This window comes from Xylanibacter caecicola (assembly GCF_013166515.1).
Lineage (GTDB): Bacteria > Bacteroidota > Bacteroidia > Bacteroidales > Bacteroidaceae > Prevotella > Prevotella caecicola.
Genome location: NZ_JABKKJ010000020.1, coordinates 22224 through 45591, shown reverse-complemented (window position 1 = coordinate 45591; position 23368 = coordinate 22224). Strand labels below are relative to the sequence as shown.

Below are 23368 nucleotides of genomic sequence, written 5' to 3'. Positions count from 1 at the left end.
TGCATAAAGGTTGTACATACGATGGTTTGAACTTAATGTTTTAATCACCACTAAGTTACTAAAAATCAGCGACATGTACAACTTTTTACTCATATTTATCAACTTAAATTAATTCCGCCAACGGGTAGTTATTGTATCATTGTAGATATTAAATTCTTTGGCAAGAGCAACACAATCTTCATAAAGTAATTCATAGTATAGTTCTCCATTTTCTTTCTGATATTTATCCGATTGAGACATCAAAACTCCCATTATTTTATTATGATAATATCCTAAGGAGTCCTCTTGACTGACACTGTTTTCAGGAATATAATAATCGATACTATCTCCATTACAAGAATAATTATTTACATAGATACGAGGTGATTTAAAGATATTTCTGACACCTTCTTCCATTATTTTTACGGCAGCGTATGATGCAACTGCAGCCCCGAGTAACCTCCCAACACATCTACCTCCTGCATATCCTAAAATAGCACCGACAGGATTGCCTGTAAGACAGCCAATTGCACATCCAACTTGTTGCCCTATATATCCACCGGCTATAAACCCTCCATGGTCTGCATATTTTTCCAAACGCCCTTTACCGACATATTCTAAAAAGCCTCTTGATTTTTTCACTGTTTTTATCTTTTTGTAACAACGGCTTATACTATCAATATTTTGAACAAAAACATTGTAATCTGTTGTTGTATATGCTTTTTGAGGTTGGGTAATAAAATCTTCAGAATTATTACATGAATAAAAAAACATAATCATAATAAACAAGAAGTAAATAGAATTCTTTTTCATAAATTTATAGTTTAATTGTCGTTAATCAAAATATCCCTTCATACACTCTTCATCTACATACACCTCAATAGTGTATTTGTCAATACCCTCTTCTTCCGGCATCGTGATTGTGTTGCTTGTCTTGTCTATCGTTGTCCAACCATTATATATAATGTTGCCGTCAAAGTCTTTTATCACAACATATACATTGTCCAACGTCTCTTGGGCTTTAAGGGTGACGCTTGTGTCGTCATAACTCACACTAATTTCGAAGCGATGTCCTTTTGTACATCTGGCTCCGTCTCCATAGAGATGCATTTCCTGACTGTTTGCATGTACACAACTTAGCATGCAAAGGCATAAAGCTGAAAGTAGTTTTTTGTTTGTCATTTTGCGGTGTTTTAAAGTTCATCGCAAAATTATGTATAAAGAATAGCTAAGGCGTAATTTTTCAATTCACAAATAATTCACAAATGACATCTCAATATAGGACAAATTGACAAAACAGCATACATGAATTTTGTATTGCCTTGATTTATAACGATTTGACAAATTCATCAAAGTCGTTGCCGTTTCCGGATTTTCCTAATATTTTTGTATGTAATCGCTTGCGTACCATTGTTATGGCACTTGAACTACGCCCCACGAGGACTGCTATATCTTTCATTTTCAAGTCCAATCTTATGAGCATACAGATATTATATTCGTGACTGCTCATTTTACATATATCATATAAACGTTTGCGAAAATTTTTTATATTGTTGTTTATAACGACATCAAGTACTTCCCACTCTATGTCAGACAGGGGTTTGTCGGTTCTTGCTTTATTGAGAACAGATTTATAAATTGCCGTGTCATATATGCGTTGCATAGATGATATTTTGTCGTTGTAGTCTGTTTCAGACTTTTTGTTAGCAGCGATGAGCAATGTCCGTTGTTCTTCAAGCATGATTACAAGTTCGTGGTTCTTGTCCTTGAATGTGCTTATCTGCTGTTCCAGTCTGTGTATTTCTGCAAGGTTCTCCTTTCTGTAGTCTTGCGACATTTCATATTGATATCTTCTCAGTCTGTGAAAAAGTTCCTTTTGCCTCTCATTCCTGCGTATGATCTTGTGTAATATATAAAGAGCAATACATGTGCATAAAGATAAAAAAGATATTATCGATGCAAAGATTATTAAATTGTGGGCGCGCTTTGCTTTTAACCGTGCTATTTCCTTTGTGCGAAGATTATAGTTGAATATGGCATGTATATTGGCGACTGCTTCCTGTGCTCTGATTCTTTCAACGGAGTCACAATATTCTTCATATTTATCTGAATATATGCTTACTTTTTCATATTCTTTTTTCTTGCTGCATATTCTCATCAGATGTTTGTATGCAACCCTTTTCGCATGTATGTTTCCGTACATCCTTAGAGAATCACAGTATTTTTCCGCCTTATCATAATCCTCTGTTCCCATATATATGGCGGCTGCAATGTAAAGATGGGCGCTCTTGTCTGTATTGTCAGCAAGAATATTGTATTTGTCTAAAATCATTAATGCTTCTCTGTATTTTCCTCTTTCCACATAGATACCGGCTATTTGTCCTTGTATGTCCCGTTCAAGTTCCTTGTCGCCTTTGTCCTGTGAAAGTACCAGTGCCTGTCTGAAAACTTGTTCGCATGAATCGTTCTCTGCCTTCTTGTTGTATGCGTATCCGATATCGCGCAAACTGTATATCATATTTGCGGTATCTTTCAGGAGCGCATCTTTTTTATATGCTTCCTTATATGCAGAGACAGCCATGTCTGTTAGACCTTGCGACATGAAGACTTGTCCTATCTGGTTGTATATTCGGCTTTTCATTCTCAAATCCTTATCCGGAACATGCTCCAGCGCTTTTTGGAAATACTCCACTGCCTGTGGTGCATCGTTGAGGTCGCGGTATACGCTTCCGGCATAGAAATATGCTTCGGGAAGCAGGCGACTGTCGCCGCCGTTTTCATAGTGATTTAATATTTCGTTTATTTCTTTCGGTGAGGTATGCTTGATATATGCCTTGTCGGCAGCCTTTACGCACAGCAGGCGGTAATACCACAGTGCATCTTCGTCCATTGCACGGCAGCTGTCTTTCATACTGTCCAACATGTGCAGGGCACTGTCCGGACAAGTGCTGCAAAGGCTGTCAACCGTGATGAGCTGCGGAGGATAGCTGTGGCGCACACACGACGGTATGATAAGGACAAGAAGTATCAGTATGCCGTAAAGGTTTCTCATGTTGCAAAAGTAATATTTATTTGAGAAATAGCATTCAAACGCTTTCGGAATTGCATGTTAATGCGATGTCAACGAATTCATATTCCTTGTTATACAACAAAAGAGGTGACAGGATTTTTGTCCTGCCACCTCTTTATATAGATACTTCTACCCTATCTTATTTTATAAACTTTCTACCGTTCTGGATAAGAATACCCTTTGCATCCTTGCCTACACGCTGACCTGCGAGGTTGTATATAGGAGCGTTTTTATCAAGACCGGCATTTACAGTTACATCATTGATACCTGTGCTACCGGCTGTAAATTCAAAACCATAAAGACCTATCTGGCTCTTCGGATTAAACAAGAAATATGTCTTTCCTGCCTCAACTGGGAAACTTATATATCCCAATACCGGACGGTTCTGTGTTACGCCGTTTGTATGCTGAAGGACATAATCATCAGCCATCTTTCCTACATTCAGATATTTAGCTGTACCTTCATCAGCATTTCCTTCATAAGCAAAGCCTGTGTTCTGATAGAATATAGCAACATCTACACTTGCAGGGGCAAGAGGCTGTTTTGTTGACGCATCTACAATATAAGTAGGATTAGTATTTTTATTACCATATATTGCAACTTTCAATGTTCCACCCGCATTAGTGTCAAATTTCCAGTACGAGCCTTTAGCAGGCATATCATTACCCGGTTCCCAATAAGTTCCATATACTCTATGAGATGTTCCATTATCCGTTTCTTCATCAAATTCCCAGTGGGCAAGCTCGGGATTTCCCTGTCCCATCAAATACTTCGCAAATTGTGGTGTGCAACCGTCCACAATAAGAGCATCATTGCCATCAACAGTTCCTTTCAACTGCCATGCATCAGAACCGGCATTAATCGTTTTGTCTCCATTGGGAGTAGAAAGTGCCGTCATAGAAACACTTGCTGTATTAACCTTAATAACAGATGTCATCAGTTCACCCGGAACTGTAACATCTGGAGCATCAGCTGTACCGGCACCATATATACCTTCTGTTAGTTTTTCAAGAGTTGCCGTTCCAAGATCAAAATCAGCAGCCTTCCATATTTCCTGTGCATTAACAGACATTGCCATGCAAGCCACGGCAGCAAGAGTAAAAAATTTCTTCATATACTTCAATATTTTTTAGTTAGTAATTTATTCTTTTAAGCCCAAACGGACTTGTTTATAATAAGACGGATTTATTAGTGTAATGTTATCACACAACATTATTATTTAAACCATTTTAACATAATTAGAAGAAGATATGAGAAGATATAAGAAAATATGTGGCTTGTGCCACAGAAGATAAAAGAAAATAGTTTTATGCCAAGCAACAGGACACGGTTATGATACCTCCATTCTGTCGTCCGTGACACTTGTGACACTTATGACACTTTTCTATATAAAGAGCTGTGGAATATAAAATGTATGTCCTTTAAAGGAAAGGTATTTTTTAATATATATAAATGTTATAAGAACTGGTGTCAAAAGTGGCACAAGTGTCACAAATGCTATTTCATGTTTATAAATTCCATCCTCCCACTATCTCATAAAATTCGCCACTTAAGGCTGCAAAGTGCGCCACTTAACATCGTAAACCTACGCACTTTGCACTGTAAACCTGCGCACTTTGCAACCTAAAGTTACGCACTTTGCATGGGGAATGAGCCTCAATCAAAAATCATACCGATTGGGATTTAAACAGAACGACACAGGCTATACAAAAAAGGAACGCATCTCCAAATGCGAGATGCGTTCCTTTGTGTATTAAATATATTACCGTATTAATATATTCTATTATTCAGCCAGCGGATCGAATGTCCCGGCAGCATTTCCTCTATTGGTATCTGCCCATCCGATGGTCTGCTCTATACCTGCATTGTTACCAAGTGCACCAGAACTGATACCCATGAAGTAATAGTAAGGCTGATACTTCACAAACAGGTCAATCTTGTCGGATGTGCGCGCATCACCTTTCTTAAGCTTACGCACAAGATAAGTATCGTAGAACTCTTTCAGTCTTTCCTGCTCTACTGTAATATCCTTACGCAAGTCTATTGCATAAGCATCACGCTGCGCAACAGTAAGAGCCGGTGTCTTTCCACTAAGCAGAGGGTCAACCTCTGTGCGTGGTCCCTGTTTTGTAGCACCTACTGCATAAGGCTCCTTAAGACGGAATTCAAGATTCTCACGACGCTGGTCGTTCATCGGCTTAACACCGAGCCATGTACATGTGTTTCCGCCCCAGCCGGTAAGTGTCCATGAAGCAGGAGCACCGTCTACAGTCACAGCTCCGCCGTCGAACAACATCCAGCGACGCATGTCGTCAAAGCGCTTACCCTCGTAAGCAAACTCTATCTGACGTTCGTATAGAATTGCAGACATACATGCAGCCTGATCTGTAAGAAGATTTGCCGGCAGGCCATAGTTGTTATCAGCCGTATAGCCTACACGTGCACGGATTTTCTGAAGCATGTCCACTGCAACATCCAAATGTCCTGCACCGCATGCTGCCTCTGCAAGGTTAAGCATAACCTCTGTATAACGTATCTCTATATAAGGAGCGGCATTACGCTTGAACGAACGACCTGTATTCTCAAATATATAGCACGGCGACTTATTTACGTCAGCATCGTCAGAACGTTTACGCACATAGAAGCCCTTACCGTTTGTAAAGAGGTTGTCAGCTCCGTAAGACTTACCCTCCACATTTCCGGCATCATCGGCATTCTCATACCACATATAGTTCCAGAGGATGTAGTCGCCACCCTTGTACGGGTTATAGTTCTGGTCGCTTGTAGGATCACCTTGGAACGCCCAGCGTACACCCGGGAAAGCAAACGTACGGTAGAAACGCGGATCACGGTCCATGAAAGGAAGCTCCGGATCATAAATCTTACCGGATTTCTCAAGTTTTGTGTAAGTTCCTGCTGATTCCGGAACCTTACCGTCTGACATTGGGAACAGGTCGACAAGCATTGCAGAAGGAATGACACCGCCACCTCCCATGGTATTAGACGGACGCACTGCATTCTCCCAGTTGTTGTTACGGCTGTAGTCAGGTGCACCGCCGTCAGCAACATTGTTGTTTATCTGAATGAACACCGCCTCAGGATTGCGCTCTGTGGTAGTAAACATATTAGCCCACGTAGAAGCGTTTGTCCCGGGATTGCCTTCACCATAAAGTCCGTGACCGCACTGTGCCATAACCGTCATGGACTGGTTGATATACTCATAAGCGTCTCTCCAGCGCTGCTCGTCGTTGGCACGGTTGAAAAGCGGGCTTGCCCAAAGCAGCATCATACGTCCCTTCACTGCCATCGCCGTTCCGGCTGTCACACGTCCGTAGTCCTCGGCCTTTGTCCATCCACCGTCAGAAGTATACGGCAGAAGCAATTCTACAGCCTTATCAAGGTCGTTACAGATAAATTCATAAGTAGCCTTTGAAGTAGAACGCGGTGTAAAAGACGAAGCCTCTATAGGAACAACCTTATCTATTACAGGCACACCGCCATACCACTTGAACATCAGATAATAGCACCATGCACGGAAGAAATAAACCTGTCCGAGATACTTGTCCTTAGTAGCCTGGTCAAGCGTACCTCCGGATATACCGGCTATTACATCGTTTATATTTCTGACACGTCCCCATACAGACTGCACTATATTGTTGGCCTGTCCCTGGAAATAATCAGGAACATTGCCAACTTCTGCCTGCATAGGATTCTGCGGATTTACAAAACATCCGAAACCACTGAACTCTTCTGTAGACTTGCTCTCGTCATCGCTCAGTCCGTTCTGTGGCTGCTTCCACAACTGACGTGAGTTAGGCGTAGGAAGACACCACTGATAAACATCGTTCACACGTCCGGCCACACCTTCTATATCGTTGTAGACCTCAGAGCCAACTTGCTCGAAATTCTGCTTTTCCTCAAGGAAAGAATCGCTACATGAGGTCATTGCCACAGCAGCAAGCATAGCCACACCGACAAACTTAATATTTCTATATTTCATTATTTCCACTTTTTAGAATGATACATTAACACCTACAGTCCATTTTCTCAATGCCGGATAGCTTCCGTATCCGCACATCGGATCTATATAGTTGTCAGGATAAGGATTGTAGAAGCTCAACAGATTCTGCCCTGTGACATTCAGACGTACAGACTCTATGCCTATAGGCTTCAGCCAATTCTTAGGAAGAGAGTAAGCCAATGTAAGACGGCTGAGCCTTACGCGCGTTCCGCTTATTCTCCAGAATGAGCTCTGAACAGAGTTCACATTAGAGTATTTCAAGTTCGGCAGATTACCATCCCTATTAGCTTTCATCAGCAAGTTACCGCTTGCATCATATATATCCTCGTATACGAACATGTTGTCCGGATTCCAGAAAGAAGGCATATTGGTGTACTCGATACTATTGCCGGGCTTCAGCGCTGCGCTCTCAACAAAACTGTAACCACCCCAGCTTGCACCAATCTGTGCAGTAAGGGCTACACCCTTCCACTCAGCACTGAGATTGGTCGTAAATCCGTAAGGATTGCTGCGGTTTGACAGACATACCTTATCTTCCGCTTCTGAAACGATACCGTTAGGACCTGCATATATACCGGTCTCTTTATCATAAGCACCACGGACATCCTTGTAAATAAGCATACCAGGACGGACTTCGTCTCGCGACATACCCATATATGATGTGATATTGTACTTGTCAAAATATTCATAGATTTCCTGGAAGCTGCGGAACATACCCATACATTCCATTCCCCATGAACCCATATCCGTACGATGACCGTAATGTATCTGGCGATAAACCTCACTGTTTGTATTCCAGTCCATCAGCAAAACTTTGTTATCATGATATCCGGTATTTATACCAACCTTATACTTAAAGTCCTTGCCAATCTTGTCACGCCATGTAAGGCTAAGCTCATAACCCCAGTTGTCCATCTTTCCGTAGTTGATAGGTGCTGAGATTGTACCCACGGTACCCGGTATCGATGCAGAGTTCTCCAACAACATCTCACGGTTCCACTCATAATAGGCATCGAAGTTTATTGCCAGACGGCTGTCAAGGATATTCATATCAAATCCCAAGTTGCCCTTATAGCTCTTATCCCAGTGGGCATCACGGTTCACACGTGAATTGTTCTTATTAAGAGTAATATGGCTTCCGGCATTATTACCGTTTCCTGTACCGAAGGGTGCGCCCTTGTCCTTATCCGTGGCATACGTCTGCATCCACATCCACGCAGTAGTATTGTCGCGTCCGGTAAGACCGAATGAACCGCGTAGTTTGAAGAAGTCTATTTTCGGCATGGCTTTCTTGAACCATTTTTCTTCAGAAACCACCCATCCCGCAGAGAATGAGGGGAAATAGCCCCAATAATTCTCCGGTGCGAACTTGGTAGAGGCATCCGAACGGAAAAGGAACTCAAAGAGATATTTATTTGCATACGAGTAGTTCACACGACCGATGTATGACAACATACCGGATTCAGCGCGTGTAAACGTAGTAGACATCTCAGAACCCTGTGCAACAGAGTTGGACTGTCCGGTGCTGAAACTGTAAGGATTGGTAACATAGCCGTAAAGATACTCACTTTCGGACTCGCCTTTTTCTATTGAGAAAAGACCAGAAACATGGTGTTCACCGAAATCACGTGCATAAGTCATGGTGAAGTTCATCTGATAATTGTCGCTACGCAACATGTTACGGCTCAGATATCCCGAACCGGAGCCACCATTCAGCACAACTGCACCACCGTTGGCAAGTACAAAATTACCGTCGGTCATAAGTGCATCATAATCTTCGCTTCCGGTAGGAGTATAAAGGTGATTGCCACTTCCGGCACGTTCCGTCATCTGATAAATCTTATAAGACGAACCATATTGGTTACCCTTGTCATTACCTATGCTCTTTGAATAAGAGAAACGCATCTTAAGACCTTTAAGGGGCTTGTACCATCCGAAATCATAGTCAAGGGCAGCATTGATTGTCATATTATTTGTCTGAGTCTTGCTGTAGTCACCTGAGTTCTGAAGAACATCAAAAGCATAATTCTGATCGCCGTTCTTCTGAGTGTTACTCGGACCGTATGCTGCTATCGGCAGACCGTTTACATATTCGGGAATATAGTAAGGACGGGTCAAAAGCAGATTATAGTCCTTCTGGTCATTGGTTCCGCCAACCTTCACATTCGGCTTGTTCTTCTTGCCATAGTCACCACTAACCTGCATCGAAGCCTTAAGCCACTTGCTTATCTTCAAGTCCACACCGGCACGATAGTTCCAGCGGTCATAGTCCATGACTCCAAGGTTACCTTCTTGTGTAAAATAGCCGATGTTTGCATAATAGTTAGCCTTTTCCGACGCTCCACTAAGATTTACACTGTGCTTCTGTGTGACACCGGTTTCCCAGTATTTGTCAAGCAGGTCATAGTTAAGACCTTTCATTGCCTCAAGCTCATCAGCCTGGAACAGGTCTGTCCTAAGGTTCAGGTTTGTCTGCAACGGGTCACCGGCAGCTATAGCATTGTACAGACGGCCATAGTTATAAGCACTGAGCATCTTGGGATGAGACACGGCATCGGTAATACCAAACTGTCCTGAATAAGAAATTTTCGGAGCACCAAGCTTACCTTTCTTCGTTGTAACGAGGATTACACCGTTGGCAGCACGTGCACCATAGACCGCTGCCGCTGCATCTTTCAGCACTGTAATGCTTTCAATGGTCGACGGGTCGAGGTTATTGAATGCCTCAGAGCCGGGATTTGTCTCAACATTGCCGGCTTTAAGAGAACTTGGATAAATGAATCCATCGATTACATAAAGAGGCTCTTCACTTTTGCCACCTACAGAACCAACCGAATTCGCATCACGGATACTTATTCGGGATGGTTCTCCCGGACGGTTGATTGTAGGCGAACTTACATTAAGTCCGTTTACAAGACCGCTCAAAGAACTTGCGACATCTCCTGAAGCAAGATCCTGTATCTCATCCACAGGAACAGTTGCGATAGCACCCGTAAGGTGTGCCTTCTTCTGGGTTCCATAACCTACCACAACGACCTCCTCAAGGTTCTGCGCATCTTCTTTCAGCTGCACGCGCCCACCAGGGGCTACAGTCTGCGAAAGATAACCAATATAAGAGATGACAACCTTTCCGCCTTTAGGTACCGAAATTGTATAATTGCCATCAAGGTCGGTGATGACACCTGAACCTGACTGTCCGGCAACAACAACTGAAGCACCGATAACAGGCTCACCTTTCTCGTCAACGACAGTTCCCTTTACTGTCTGGTTTTGTGCAAGAGCAGGCATGGCAAACAGCGCCATGAAACTGATGCATAAACTTATTATGACTTTTCTTTTCATAATGATATGATTCTTTAATATTAGATTATTCTTCTACTACCGCCGGCAACCAGCGCGGGTCGCCGGTTCTCTTCGCAGCCTGCTCGGAAGATGGATTCACCGTAAAGTCACCATTTGCCGGGTCTGCAAATCCTGGATTGCTTTTTATCGCCGTGGCTGACTGATCATAATTCTCCTCGTTGTCGTATGCATCCGTGGCAACATCCTGTAAATATGTGTTGTTTGCAAAAACATACGTCGGACTTTTGCTAAAGTTTCCACCAATGAATCGACGGGCAATCTCCTTTGCACACTCAACAAAAATACTGTTCGTCATCTCAAACACAGAACATGCCTGTCCACTGAAACCGGAATAGTTGCTCCATTGTCCGGTTTTAGCCACATTGTAGAACGTTGAGTTTGAATAAATAACATAATTCTTCTGATAACCAGCACGAGTGGAACGCCCTGAATTGCTATATTGCACAAAGTACTTTGAATTGGAAGCACCTGCCTGATAGAATGTTGAATTTTTAATGTTAAGCGTGTTGGCAAAACCATTCTTGAAATATATAATGGCATTCCCGGACACTCCGCTTTCCTGGGTTGTAGTCAGTCTTACCACCGTATTGTCTATAAGAACCGTCTCTACACAATACTTAATATTATTATCGTATATGAACTGTGCATTGACACCATCAAATTCGCAATTTGATATATACAGCGTTCCCATGATGTTATAGTAGTCTCCGGAACCAGTTGCCCCTTTCAGTCCCTCAACAGGATTCTTACTGAGACCTATTGCCGCATCTGCCGAAGCGCTACAGTTAACCTTAAGGTTTTTCATTGCCAGAGGAGCAGAAGTACGTATAGTACCTGCATCACCGTAAACTACGGTAGGCTTATTGAATTTATTTGTACAACGAAGCGTCACCTTGTTGCCACCAAAATCAAGAATACCCGAAACGGTGTACTCACCACCTGCCTCCAAGTCAATAGGCAACTCTTCCGTATTACCCTCAGGAAGAGGATTGTTTTGGAAGTATTCATATAAGTCTGTTCCAGACGGTATTGCGGCGAATGCCGGAACGAACGAGGAAAACGCAACCTCAGTGGCAGTCTCCGCATCCTTATTGTTAAGTGCGGTATTGCCGAGAGCCTTGATTGAGAACATATAATTGCTGTCATCTGCACGTGGCACCACAATTGAACATCCATCAACCAGTTTATTGTTCATTTCACCAATTACGACCGGAGCCTCCGGATTGGTGATATCATAAACAGAACACAAATAACCACTGGCTCCCTGCACTACAGGCCATGTAATCTTTGTCTGTGTTCCGTCTGGACTGGCCGTAACCGTTATGTCCTCAGAGTTGGGCGACAGAAGAGTTTCATTCCTTACTCCGGAGCTAAACGCTTCTCCGTCAAAAGGGTCGTTTGTGCACGATGCAAAAAACAACGCACATACCGCAACCATAAGACAAGAGTACCCCTTACCTCGCGGGAGAACATCTTTAATCTTGCAAATTAATGATTTTTTTCTCATAAATTATTATTTTTGGTTAAGTATTAAATTAAAAGTCTATAACAAATGTACATTAATATGACAAATAACGTATTAATCACGCAAATGTAATCAAAAAATAATAAAAAGACAAAAATGTTTTAAACTTTTTGTTAACTGCACATGGCGTTTTGAACAATTTTGAACAATAAAGGAAAGGAGATATTTGTGTTAGTTTATTTTAATTTATGTTTTTTTACATCTTGCAAAACTATCATCGCTTTACCAATTTTCCTTTCTTTTTGATTTTCCATAACCCCGAAATACTGCGATGTTCAGAAAAAAGAAGCTTGTTGGTGCTAAATAACGCCAAAATTCGTGTGCAGATATAATACACTTGATATCAATATGTTACGTGTAGAAGTGAGAAAATGTGCATCATTCGGGATAAGAAAGTTGCCTGATTACTACATGAAAGTTGCCTAATTACATTCCAAAAGCAGCCATTTTACCCTGCAAAATGCGGCATTTCAGCCCCTAAAGACACGTGCTTTACTCCCTTTTGGACGTGCTTTTAGCAAAAAACGCACGTTAGTTTATCACAAGACGCACGCCTTTTCATCAATTACGACCGCTCTTAACAACTTTTAAAACGTAGAACGAGACTTTCAGATGACGGTTTTGAAATGACAAAATGACACGAAAATCTAATTTAACGTGAATTCGATGAATTCAAAATAACACTATAAAAATAAAACAATTTTCGCTAATCACAAAGCTATCAGACAATTAAATTCATCGAATTCACGCTAATAATAAGGGTTAATAATAAGGGAAGAAACGGAGACTTATTTGCAAGATTAAGGATACCTTGTCGCCCGGCAAGAAGCTCTCTTTGCCGGCTGTGGCGGTTCTTGGTCTTATGCTTGCATCGTGTGCGCAAGATGGTTTCGACGAGGACGAGAAGTGGCAATCGAGTGTCATGAACTCTCAACTGGAAACTCCAAAGGTTGATGATATTAAGATTACAGCTTCTCCCGATGAGACAAAAACCATCATTTCATGGCCTGTTGTTCACGGCGCGGGCGGATACATCTGCTCATTATTGGATGTCTCCGACCCTGAAAATCCGGTTCCGGTAGACGGAATGAACGGCAAACTTGTGGACGGATGTTCAATAACCCTTACACGTGAGGAAGATGTGAAATATCGTTTCACTATAAAAACAGCCGGCAACGAAAAACTTAACAACACTGAGGCGGAAACAACATCGGTAAAAGATTTCTCTATATTCACGCCTACTTACAGAACCATACCTGAAGGAACGGATCTTTATCAGTGGTTCATGGACAACCCCGTTCCACAGGGAGATGAGGCTGACGCCATAAAGGCAGAGCTTTATGACGGCATGGGAATTGCCCCGGAAGAGATTACAAACCAAATGCTTAACTATGACCTTGTACCCGGCGGAGAATATACGCTGTCTCAAACAATGGATTTCCTTGGGGGAAAAGTAGTGTTACGCTCAAGCAAGAAAACAGAATTTTCAAAACTTAAACTTATCGGCGACGGCACAAGCTTTAAGACTTATACATCTTTTGGTTTGAAGTATCTTGACATTGACTGTTCTGATACATATAAACCGTTAGTGGAATTAAGTGCGACACCCGACGAAAGCATAAAAGGGGCAACCGGAAAAGGAGATTATTACAACATATTAGGCACAATAATGCTGAGCGGTTGTAATGTGAAAGGTGTTAACGGTAACCTCATTTTTGACGGCAATAAAAAATATTGTCTGCGAACACTGATTATTAATAACTGTAAAATCCAACTCACAAGCAATTCACTGACCAATATAAGCGGAAATGCCGTTATATATTTCGGTAAAGGCTATGCAAACGACTTAACAGTACAAAACTCTACATTCTGGAATACAGGCGAGACAGACGCAAAGTATTTTATAAAATATGATAATAGCGGCAGACCCGACCGTGCCGGTCATGAAAACGGTTCTGTAAGGCATAAAAACTGCACATTCTACAATGTCGCAAGATTGGGCGGCAACGGACAATGGGCTAATTATGACGGAATGGCAAACTGGCAAAATACATTTGAAATGACAAACTGTATCTTCGTTGACTGCGCCAAGGACATTGCACGCCGCTTCATAAAGAATTATAGCACAAAACCGACTTATCTGTTTGCCTACAACACATATCTTCAGGATATGGCGACAGGCACGTTTGACAGCAATGCAACGACGTACGACAGGAGCGGAAGTATTATCACAAGCATACCAGACTTTGCGGATCCTGTAAACGGCGACTTCACACTTACTTCATCTGAACAGGCAGAGAAGCGTACCGGTGATCCACGCTGGCTACCGTAAAGAAATTAAGAGTTAAAAATTAAGAGTTAAGAGGTTAATAATTGGGAATTAAGAGTTAAAAGTCAAGCATTGAGAACTAAGAATTAAGTATATAAGATATTTTGCTTATACATAATGGAAAATATCATTCTTCATTCTTTATTTTCTCTTTATTCCTTATTAAAAGAACAAAATATGAAAAGAAAATTTATAATCGGTTTATGTATGGGTGCAGCGGCATTGTTCGCCACCCCGGCTCTCGCACAAAGCCAGACAGTAAAGGGAACTGTCGTGGACGATAAGGGAGAGCCTGTCATCGGTGCTTCAGTTATTGTTGCCGGACAGCCCGGCTCGGGTGTAATAACCGACCTTGACGGAAACTATACTATCTCTGTTCCCAAAGGCAGCAAGGTGACAATCTCTTATATAGGCTATCTTTCACAAACTGTGGCTCCGGGCGGAAGGGTGCAACTGAAAGAAGACTCGCAAAACCTTGAAGAGGTTGTCGTTGTAGGATACGGAGTACAGAAGAAAGCCCACCTCACGGGCTCGGTATCGACAGTACCGGTGGATGAAATACAGGATCTTGCTTCAGCCGGACTGGCAAGTACACTCAGCGGACTTGTAAACGGTCTAAGCGTAAGCGGTGGCGACGGACGCCCAGGAGAAAATGCGAAAATGACCATCCGCGACACAAACTCATTAGGAGAAGTCGGTTCTACGGCACAGCAGCCTCTTTTCGTAATCGACGGATATATCTATCCCAACGATGTTAAAGTGGGTAACGTTTCACAGAACCTTGGTGCTGAGGCATTCAACAATCTTGACCCAAGCGAGGTAGAAAGCATCTCTGTATTGAAAGACGCTTCTGCTGCTGTTTATGGTGCACGTGCCGCAAACGGTGTAATCCTTGTTACAACAAAGAAAGGTAAGCTTGGTGCTCCACGAGTATCGTACAGTGGCACATTCGGTTTTACAGACGAAGTGGCACGTCCAAAAATGCTTAGCGCATACAACTATGGACGTCTTTACAACGCAGTTATAGCTGCCGACCCTACAAATACATCCCTGAACAAATCGCTCGAACTGTTCCAGGCAGATGAACTTGAAGCCATGAAGAGTCTTAACTACGACCTTCTGGATAAATATTGGGAAACAGGTACAACAATGAAACACAGTGTCAATGTGAGTGGTGCCACAGAGAATGCAGGGTATTTTGCCGGCATATCCTATTTTGAACAGGATGGTAACCTTGGAAGACTTGACTACGATCGTTGGAACTATCGTGCCGGTGTGGATGTTAAAATAAGCAAGTGGCTTAAAGCAAGCCTTACCGTCAGCGGAGACTATGGCAAGAAGAACACTCCGCTTGTAAAGGTTGGAGGTTCCGGTAACGAAAAAGATTACAACTTGTTGCTGACACGTCCGCAATACATGCCGGAAAGTGTGGGTGGCTATGACATTGCCGCTTACGGTCCAAGCAATTCTGAGAAGAACCAGAATCAGAATTACAACTTCAATGTTCTGCAAAACAACGGCGACTATAAGCGCAACATGAATTCAAACATGAACATCGGCGGAAACATTGAATATGATTTCGGTTGGAGTAAAGTGCTGAAAGGACTTAACCTGCGTTTTTCTTACTCTAAGAGTATAAACACAGACAAAGGTAATGAGTATGGCTCGGCATTTACCCTTTATAAAATGAACAGACGTTTCGGAAGCGGAAATCATCTTTATACTCCGGTGGGAGATGAAATGGCGGACGACTATATATACAAGGACAATTTCTCACCGATGACACTTAATAACGGTAACTATCTATATCGCAGCATGACGCGTACGGACAATTATCAGATAAACTTCACGGCCTCTTATGCACGCGACTTTGGCAAACATCATGTAAGCGCACTCTTCTCCATTGAGAAATCGGAGGCGGAAAGCGAGTATCTGGTAGGACAGCGCGAGGCTCCATACGAATTCACGACAGGTAACTCAAACTCGGCAACGGGTGAAATGACAACAACATTTACACGCGCCGAGTCGGGAACATTATCTTATATAGGACGCATCAACTATGCGTATGAAAACAAGTATCTGTTGGAGTTCCTGCTACGCTCGGACGCATCGACGAAGTTTGCACCGGAGAACTATTGGGGAACATTCCCGGCATTAAGTGCCGGTTGGGTCATATCGGAAGAGAATTGGTTCAAAGACAAAGTAAAATGGATCGACTTCCTGAAAGTCCGCGCATCATTCGGTCTTACAGGTCGTGACAACACCGCACCGTGGCAATGGATGCGTGTGTATGCCCTCGATGCCAACCGTGGTGTGGTATTCGGCGAAGGAACCGGAAACGACTCAAGCAACCGTATCACCATAAACAAGAACAATGCAGACGTCAACCGCGATGTACATTGGGACAAGTCATATAAGGCAAACTTCGGTATAGACATGAACGTGCTGGACAGCCGTCTCTCCATAGGTTTCGACGCCTATAGGGAGTGGAACCGCGAAATGCTTATGAACATCAATCAGTCAGTACCGTCTATTGTAGGAACACAATCGGCGGCAAAGAATCTTGGAGAGATGGATAACTGGGGTTATGAGCTTAGCCTTACATGGCGCGACAAGATTGGTAAAGATTTCAAATATCGTATCGGTCTGAATACAGGATACAGCGACAACCGTGTGCTCTTTATGGATTGGGAAACAGACTACATATATCGTCAGATAGCATATAAGGGACGCACCGACATCGGTGTTTGGGGTATGCAATGCATAGGTATGTTCCGTAGCTTCCAGGATATCGATGAATATTTTGACCGCTATATGGTAAAATCAGACGGTACATACGGCACATACATGGGACTTTCAAAAGATCAGGTTCGCCCCGGTATGCTCATGTACAAAGACGTCAGAGGCGCGTATAACAATGAGACCGGTAAATACGCCGGTCCGGACGGTATTGTAGACGAGAACAACGATCAGGTTTGTTTGTCTAACCGTAAGAACAATCCTTATGGATTTACAATAAACCTGGGTGCAGACTACAAAGGTTTCTCGCTGACGGCACAATTCAATGCCAACTGGGGCGGTTATACAATGCTTCCCGGTGCAGCTCTGAAGCCTACGGGAAGCCTTGAATACTGCAATATGCCTTCTTTCTGGAATCCTGACAACATGTTTGTATATCAGGATATTCTAGACGGTTCGGACAACATGATAATGAAAGAGAATCGCAACGGAAGTCTGCCCAACCTTGCTTATACAAGTGTGAACTCAGTTGCATCTTCATTCTGGAGAGTAAGCAGCACCAGAATTACACTTAACCGTTTGACGATTGCATATACAATACCAACAAATATAGTGAAGACCATTGGTCTTTCGAGTGCAAGAGTAAATGTAACAGGACAGAATCTGATTAACTTCTACAATCCTTATCCGGACAATTTCATGAACCCGATGGCAGGTTCGTACGGCAGTTATCCGAACTTAAGAAAATTCACCGTAGGTGTAAATCTTTCGTTCTAAAAAAGAATATAGAATATTAAAAGACCTATTAAAAATGAAGAAAAATAATATAAAGATATTTTGTATAGCCTTAGCGTCAGTCATGTCTTTGACTTCGTGCAGCGACTCTTTCCTTGAGGATAAGAAGAATAATGACAATGTAGGCACAGAAATATACGAATTTACAAGCGGATGTAACGGTCGTCTCAATGATCTTTACAGCTGGTGCCTGCCCGCAATAAACGGTCAGTCATCCAAATATTCTTCAGACGGAAGTGCCGATATATGCGGAAAATCAACAGAGGAATACAGTGGGTTCAGCGATTTTGTAAATCCGCAAATAGAACTGTCTTCAATGAGCACCACCAACAGTGTGCCCGATTATTTCATGAATAATTCCGGCAATATACAGGAAGCCGTTTACGGTCGTATACGTAACATCAACGATTTTATCGGTTATGTTGAAGCTGGACCTATAAGTCAGGAGGACAAAGATGTGTATCTCGGTCAGGCTTATTTCCTGCGTGCATGGTGTTACTACAATCTCCTTAAATGGTATGGTGGAGTTCCTATAGTGACAGAAGTATTGGAAGCATCTGAAACATCATTAAAGCCACGTTCATCTGCAAAAGCATGTGTAACGTTTATTCTTGACGACTTGCAGAAATCGGCAACCATGCTGGCAGCAAAGACAAAGAACGGAGGTTGGAAAGGTTCAGACTACGGTCGTGTCACAACCGGCACGGCACTTGCACTTAAAGGTCGTGTGCTGCTGTTGTGGGCAAGTCCGCTGTTCAACCGTGCCAATGACATGCAACGCTGGACAAACGCGTATGAGGCAATGCAAAAAGACCTTGCAGACATAAACGCATGCGGATATGGTCTGTACAACGAAAGCGGCAATATAAACGGTTCTGCCTTTGCTAATATGTTCCTGCAAAGCAAGCAAAATCCGGAAGCCGTATTTGTTACATTATATAATAATGTGCAGGGCGACGGTCTTGACAATCAAAAGAACAACCGTTGGGAACGAGACATCAGACCTGCCAATACAGGCGGAGGAGGCAAAAATGCTTCGGCAATGCTCGTGGACATGTTCCCTATGGCTGACGGGAAAATACCGGCAACGGTCGGCACATATACAAAACTTGAAACATCATCGATTACGTATGAGAATGCTTATCCGTTCATGAATCGCGACCCGCGCTTTTATCGTACATTTGCACTTCCCGGTTTTCGTTGGACTTATAATGGAAATGCGAGTGAGAAAGACAAGAACAATCCCGCCGACGGCAAGAATTATGTTCTGTGGAACTATGTATGGTATAAGAATGCCAATGATATGGGCAATGCTGAAAGCGGAAGTTCGTATGCAGCCGACAACCTTGGCAACAGCAAGGTTGGTGTATATGTACGTAAAAAATCGGATGATGCAGATATTAACGGTTCACCGCTATACAACTATGTGGCAAATGATACAAAAGGGGCTGCTCCGTTCTATTCTGCGGCTCCGCTCATTGAACTACGCTATGCCGAGGTACTTCTGAACCTTGCCGAAGTGGCTTGTGGTGCAGAACACATGGACGTGGCTGTCGGTTATTTGCAGAAAATACGTGAACGTGCCGGATATACAGCAGAAAACAACTATGGATTGCAAAGCAACCTTGCATCAGACCAGGCTGCATGCATGTCTGCTATTCTATATGAACGCCAGATAGAATTTGCCTATGAGGGCAAGCGCTTTGATGACCTTCGCCGTTGGATGTTGTTCGACGGTGGTACGGAAAGAGTTGCCGGGGCGCCTAATACATGGACTCTTACCGGTTGGGGAGGCAATACATGTACATGGCTCGGTTTCAAACCGTTGAACGGGCAGCGCCGTGAAAATATGGAGTTCCGCACGGCAGACAAGTTTGGAACAGCCGATCCCGAGTATGGCAAGGACCCTCTTATAAAAGCTGGAGTAGAGAGATACAAAGGTGTTGATTTCCGTCTGGAACTTACAAGCCAACTAACAGACCTTAAAACATGGTATAAGAATAATCTTGTACGTAAGATGAAAAAAGGTGATGGTCGTGATGCAAATCACACAGATCTTTATATGAACTTCCGTGCACGTTATTATTTCCTTGGTCTTTGTTCCGGTGCCATGAATGCAACAAAAGGCATACAGCAGACAATTGGTTGGGAAGATTACAACAACGGTGGTGCCAACGGCACATTCGACCCGTTGGCTGAAAATTCTGAGGCTGAATAAACAAAAGGTTTCATTAAGGGTTTAATACATTCTTGACAAAGGGAGACGTCCGAAAAGGATGTCTCCTTTTTACTTTAAAAGTATTAATATTATCTTTATCTATAAATGGGTATGCACTTATAAAACAAATATATTATCTTTGCACGAAGATAAGCTGAGCCTCATCTATTAGCAAGTCTGACTACATTAGGCTTGTATTACCTTTGCAGAAGCATAAAAGGATATTACATTCTTATATCTCCTACGTCTTAAACAAAAAATACATATAAAAGATGAAAAACAAGTTTTTAATTATTGCAACAATACTTCTTTTGTCTTTCCTGCATACTTATGCCGGAAAGAAGCCAAAGGAGGTTTACATCCCTATGGACTATTCTACATGCGGATACCACGCTTCTGAAAAAGGGATACCGAATGTAAGGAATGTGGTTTTTGTAGGTAATACAAAAGGGGACAGTCACGAGAGGATACAGAAAGCCATAGACTATGTGGCATCACTGAAAATAGGGAAAGACGGTTTCCGAGGTGCCATATTATTGGACGAAGGCACCTATTATATCGACAGCCCTCTTAGAATAAGTGCATCAGGTATTGTCATAAGGGGAAAAGACAAAAACAGGACCGTAATTGTAAAGCGGGGCGTTGATCGTGGCGCGCTGCTATATATCGAAGGGTGTAAAGACTTTGTAAAGGGGGATACCGTAAGAATAAGCAGATATACGAAAGCAGGAAGCACGGAACTGATGCTTGACGGCAATCTTGTAGCTGCGGATAAAAGAATAATGATTGTGCGCCCATGCACGAAAGAGTGGATTGAATCATTAGGCATGAACGATTTCGGAGGCGGACTTGACTATACCGGTTGGAAAGCCACGGACATTGACATAACATGGATGCGCGAAGTAAAGGCTATAAACGGCAGCAGCATAACAATAGACTCACCGATAACAAGCACACTCGATCCTAAATACGGCGGAGGATTTGTAGTTACCGGATATAACAGGGGAGAAATAACGGAATGCGGAATAGAAAATCTTACACTGATGTCCGAACACAACACGTGGAACCCCAAAGACGAAGATCATTGTTGGGATGCCGTATGGATGGACAATGCGAGCGACTGCTGGATAAGAAGGATTAACTTCAGACATTTTGCCGGAAGTGCGGTGAACCTTCAAAAGAACACAAGACGCGTGACCGTTGAAGACTGCATTGCAAGCGAACCTGTGTCGGAAACAGGAGGTTGGAGACGTTGCGTGTTCCTGACACGAGGACAACAGACACTTGTACTGCGTTGCGTATCCCGCTACGGACTGCACGACTTTGCAGCAGGTTTCTGCGCTGCCGGTCCTAATGCCTTTGTGCAGTGCGAAGGAGAAGAATCGTTAGGATTCAGCGGAAGTATCGGTTCATGGGCTGCAGGACTGTTGTTCGACATTGTGAATATAGACGGCAATGACATACGTTTTGAAAACCTTGAACAATTCCAATTCGGAACGGGTTGGAACACAGGCAACAGCATGATGTGGCAGTGTACGGGATCAACTCTGTGGTGCTATTCTCCGGACAAAGACAACAGAAACAGTGCAAACGGATGCTGGGGTACGCTTACAGGTAACGGAGAATGGACAAGCAGCAACAACCACGTAAAACCGCGCAGTTTGTTCTATGCACAGCTTGAAAAAAGAATGAGCGGACAAAACATCAACGGATATATACTGCCAAGAAGTACCGATGCATCAAGTAGTCCGGAAATAGCAGCCGCACAACTTATGGCACAGGAATCGCTGACAACACCGAGACTGACGCTTGAAATGTGGATGGACTCTATCCCCTACTCCGCCGATGTTGCATCGAACGGATTGAAAGACATAGACAATATAAAATACTGCAAAAGTGGAAATGACACTCATGATGTCGTGGTATACGGCATAACGGACGGGCATATAACAGCCGGAGGCAACCTAATTATCGGTAACAGATACGCCATACCATGGTGGTCAGGACGTGTAAAAGACAACTTTGCAGAGAATGGAGCGAAGCCGGCTATAACCCGCTTTGTACCGGGAAGAGAAGGAACCGGATGGACGGACCGCATTGACTCTGTAGTAAACTATCTTGACAAGCACAATTACTGTATATTGGACCACCATTACGGACTTTGGTATGACCTGCGCCGCACTGATCATGAACGTGTGCGTCGCGCCGACGGCGACGTGTGGGCACCGTTCTACGAGTTGCCTTTCACACGCACTGGAAAAGGTACGGCATGGGACGGACTGAGTCTTTATGACTTGAAAAAGCCCAACAAATGGTATTGGATGCGCCTCAACGAATATGCGAAAAAAGGCGCTCCCTACGGACAGTTACTTTTCAATCAGCACTATTTTCAGCATAACATACTTGAAGCAGGCGCACACTGGGTGGACAGTCCGTGGCGCCCGGTAAACAATATTAACGGAACAGATTTTCCTGAACCGGTTCCGTTTACAGGGGACAAGCGTGTTTTCATGGCAGAACAATTCTATGATCTGAACAATGCCAAACTGAAAGAACTGCACAGGCAGTATATAAGACAATGTCTTGAAAACACAAAAGACAACGGCAACGTGATACAGCTTATAAGTGACGAATATACAGGACCGTTACATTTTGTGCGTTTCTGGCTTCAGACCATAAAAGAATGGGAGAAGGAAACAGGCAACAACACACTTGTTGCGCTCAGTTGTACAAAAGATGCTCAGGATGCAGTACTTGCAGATCCGGCGCTTTCGGAAGTGGTTGACATAATCGACATACGCTACTGGCACTACAACACAGACGGGCTTTGGGCGCCGCCTGCCGGAAAGAACATGGCTCCCCGTCAGTTCATGAGAAAGATGAAAGTAGGAAAAACCGGTTTTGCAGAAGCTTACAAGGCTGTAAGCGAATATCGCACAAAATATCCGGAAAAGGCCGTTACATTCTTCTCGCAGCAATATCCTCAATATGGCTGGGCTATACTTATGGGTGGCGGTTCGTGCCCCAACATACCGGTACATAACAATAAATTCCTCAAAGACGCAGCAAGAATGCAACCACAAACAGAAAACAACGCAACTGCAAATTATATTGTATCAGGAAAATCCGATGTAGGCTACATCATATATGCCTTAAACGACAAGGATATAAAACTGAACGTTGAGCCGGGAAAGTATAGAATCAACAGTATAAACGGCAAAACCGGAGACATAAAAACACTCAACAAAAGTTACAGGACAAGCGGAATTTGCGAGATAAAAAACAGCAAAGATAACAGTATATACTGGTTAGAACGTTTCTGATAACCT

General features: G+C 43.0%; 11 protein-coding genes. 4 read left to right on the top strand and 7 right to left on the bottom strand.

Annotated elements, in window-relative coordinates; translation table 11 throughout:
- Positions 1–108: 108 nt before the first annotated feature.
- The 7 genes from HPS54_RS10270 to HPS54_RS10240 form a co-directional block, all read right to left on the bottom strand.
- Positions 109–792: a hypothetical protein gene (locus HPS54_RS10270; RefSeq protein ID WP_172345365.1), complete on the bottom strand. Its 684-nt coding sequence runs from the start codon at positions 790–792 to the stop codon at positions 109–111.
- Positions 793–813: 21 nt separating this feature from the next.
- On the bottom strand, positions 814–1161 hold the full coding sequence (locus tag HPS54_RS10265) for a DUF3244 domain-containing protein (RefSeq protein WP_172345364.1): 348 nt from the start codon (positions 1159–1161) through the stop codon (positions 814–816).
- Between the two features lie 145 nt (positions 1162–1306).
- Positions 1307–3031 carry a tetratricopeptide repeat protein gene (locus HPS54_RS10260; RefSeq protein WP_172345363.1) on the bottom strand — a complete coding sequence of 575 codons (1725 nt, stop codon included), beginning with the start codon at positions 3029–3031 and terminating at the stop codon, positions 1307–1309.
- A gap of 157 nt (positions 3032–3188) precedes the next feature.
- Entirely contained in the window at positions 3189–4163 is a 975-nt protein-coding gene (locus HPS54_RS10255; RefSeq protein WP_172345341.1) for a hypothetical protein, read from the bottom strand.
- Between the two features lie 669 nt (positions 4164–4832).
- The gene (locus tag HPS54_RS10250) at positions 4833–7049 is read right to left on the bottom strand and encodes a RagB/SusD family nutrient uptake outer membrane protein (protein WP_172345362.1); all 2217 of its coding nucleotides are present in this window, start codon (positions 7047–7049) and stop codon (positions 4833–4835) included.
- A 12-nt stretch (positions 7050–7061) separates the two neighbouring features.
- A complete protein-coding gene (locus HPS54_RS10245; RefSeq protein WP_172345361.1) occupies positions 7062–10412 on the bottom strand; it encodes a SusC/RagA family TonB-linked outer membrane protein in 3351 nt (1116 codons plus the stop codon).
- Positions 10413–10437: 25 nt separating this feature from the next.
- Positions 10438–11940 (bottom strand): DUF4992 family lipoprotein, encoded by a 1503-nt coding sequence (locus tag HPS54_RS10240; protein ID WP_172345360.1) that lies wholly within the window; start codon positions 11938–11940, stop codon positions 10438–10440.
- Between the two features lie 829 nt (positions 11941–12769).
- On the opposite strand from HPS54_RS10240, the gene HPS54_RS10235 reads away from it, so the two are divergent.
- From HPS54_RS10235 to HPS54_RS10220, 4 genes are all read left to right on the top strand, one after another.
- Entirely contained in the window at positions 12770–14290 is a 1521-nt protein-coding gene (locus tag HPS54_RS10235; RefSeq protein WP_172345359.1) for a DUF4992 family lipoprotein, read from the top strand.
- 174 nt (positions 14291–14464) lie between these two features.
- On the top strand, positions 14465–17803 hold the full coding sequence (locus tag HPS54_RS10230) for a SusC/RagA family TonB-linked outer membrane protein (protein WP_172345358.1): 3339 nt from the start codon (positions 14465–14467) through the stop codon (positions 17801–17803).
- Positions 17804–17837: 34 nt separating this feature from the next.
- Complete coding sequence (locus HPS54_RS10225; RefSeq protein WP_172345357.1) at positions 17838–20039, top strand: RagB/SusD family nutrient uptake outer membrane protein; 2202 nt, start codon at positions 17838–17840, stop codon at positions 20037–20039.
- Positions 20040–20311: 272 nt separating this feature from the next.
- Complete coding sequence (locus HPS54_RS10220) at positions 20312–23362, top strand: DUF6298 domain-containing protein (protein WP_172345356.1); 3051 nt, start codon at positions 20312–20314, stop codon at positions 23360–23362.
- Positions 23363–23368 lie beyond the last annotated feature (6 nt).

What these genes read in the sequence shown, in the direction of transcription:
- HPS54_RS10270 (WP_172345365.1), bottom strand. Translation starts at nt 792, where the DNA reads ATGAAAAAGAATTCTATTTACTTCTTGTTTATTATGATTATGTTTTTT.
- HPS54_RS10265 (WP_172345364.1), bottom strand. Translation starts at nt 1,161, where the DNA reads ATGACAAACAAAAAACTACTTTCAGCTTTATGCCTTTGCATGCTAAGT.
- HPS54_RS10260 (WP_172345363.1), bottom strand. Translation starts at nt 3,031, where the DNA reads ATGAGAAACCTTTACGGCATACTGATACTTCTTGTCCTTATCATACCG.
- HPS54_RS10255 (WP_172345341.1), bottom strand. Translation starts at nt 4,163, where the DNA reads ATGAAGAAATTTTTTACTCTTGCTGCCGTGGCTTGCATGGCAATGTCT.
- HPS54_RS10250 (WP_172345362.1), bottom strand. Translation starts at nt 7,049, where the DNA reads ATGAAATATAGAAATATTAAGTTTGTCGGTGTGGCTATGCTTGCTGCT.
- HPS54_RS10245 (WP_172345361.1), bottom strand. Translation starts at nt 10,412, where the DNA reads ATGAAAAGAAAAGTCATAATAAGTTTATGCATCAGTTTCATGGCGCTG.
- HPS54_RS10240 (WP_172345360.1), bottom strand. Translation starts at nt 11,940, where the DNA reads ATGAGAAAAAAATCATTAATTTGCAAGATTAAAGATGTTCTCCCGCGA.
- HPS54_RS10230 (WP_172345358.1), top strand. Translation starts at nt 14,465, where the DNA reads ATGAAAAGAAAATTTATAATCGGTTTATGTATGGGTGCAGCGGCATTG.
- HPS54_RS10225 (WP_172345357.1), top strand. Translation starts at nt 17,838, where the DNA reads ATGAAGAAAAATAATATAAAGATATTTTGTATAGCCTTAGCGTCAGTC.
- HPS54_RS10220 (WP_172345356.1), top strand. Translation starts at nt 20,312, where the DNA reads ATGAAAAACAAGTTTTTAATTATTGCAACAATACTTCTTTTGTCTTTC.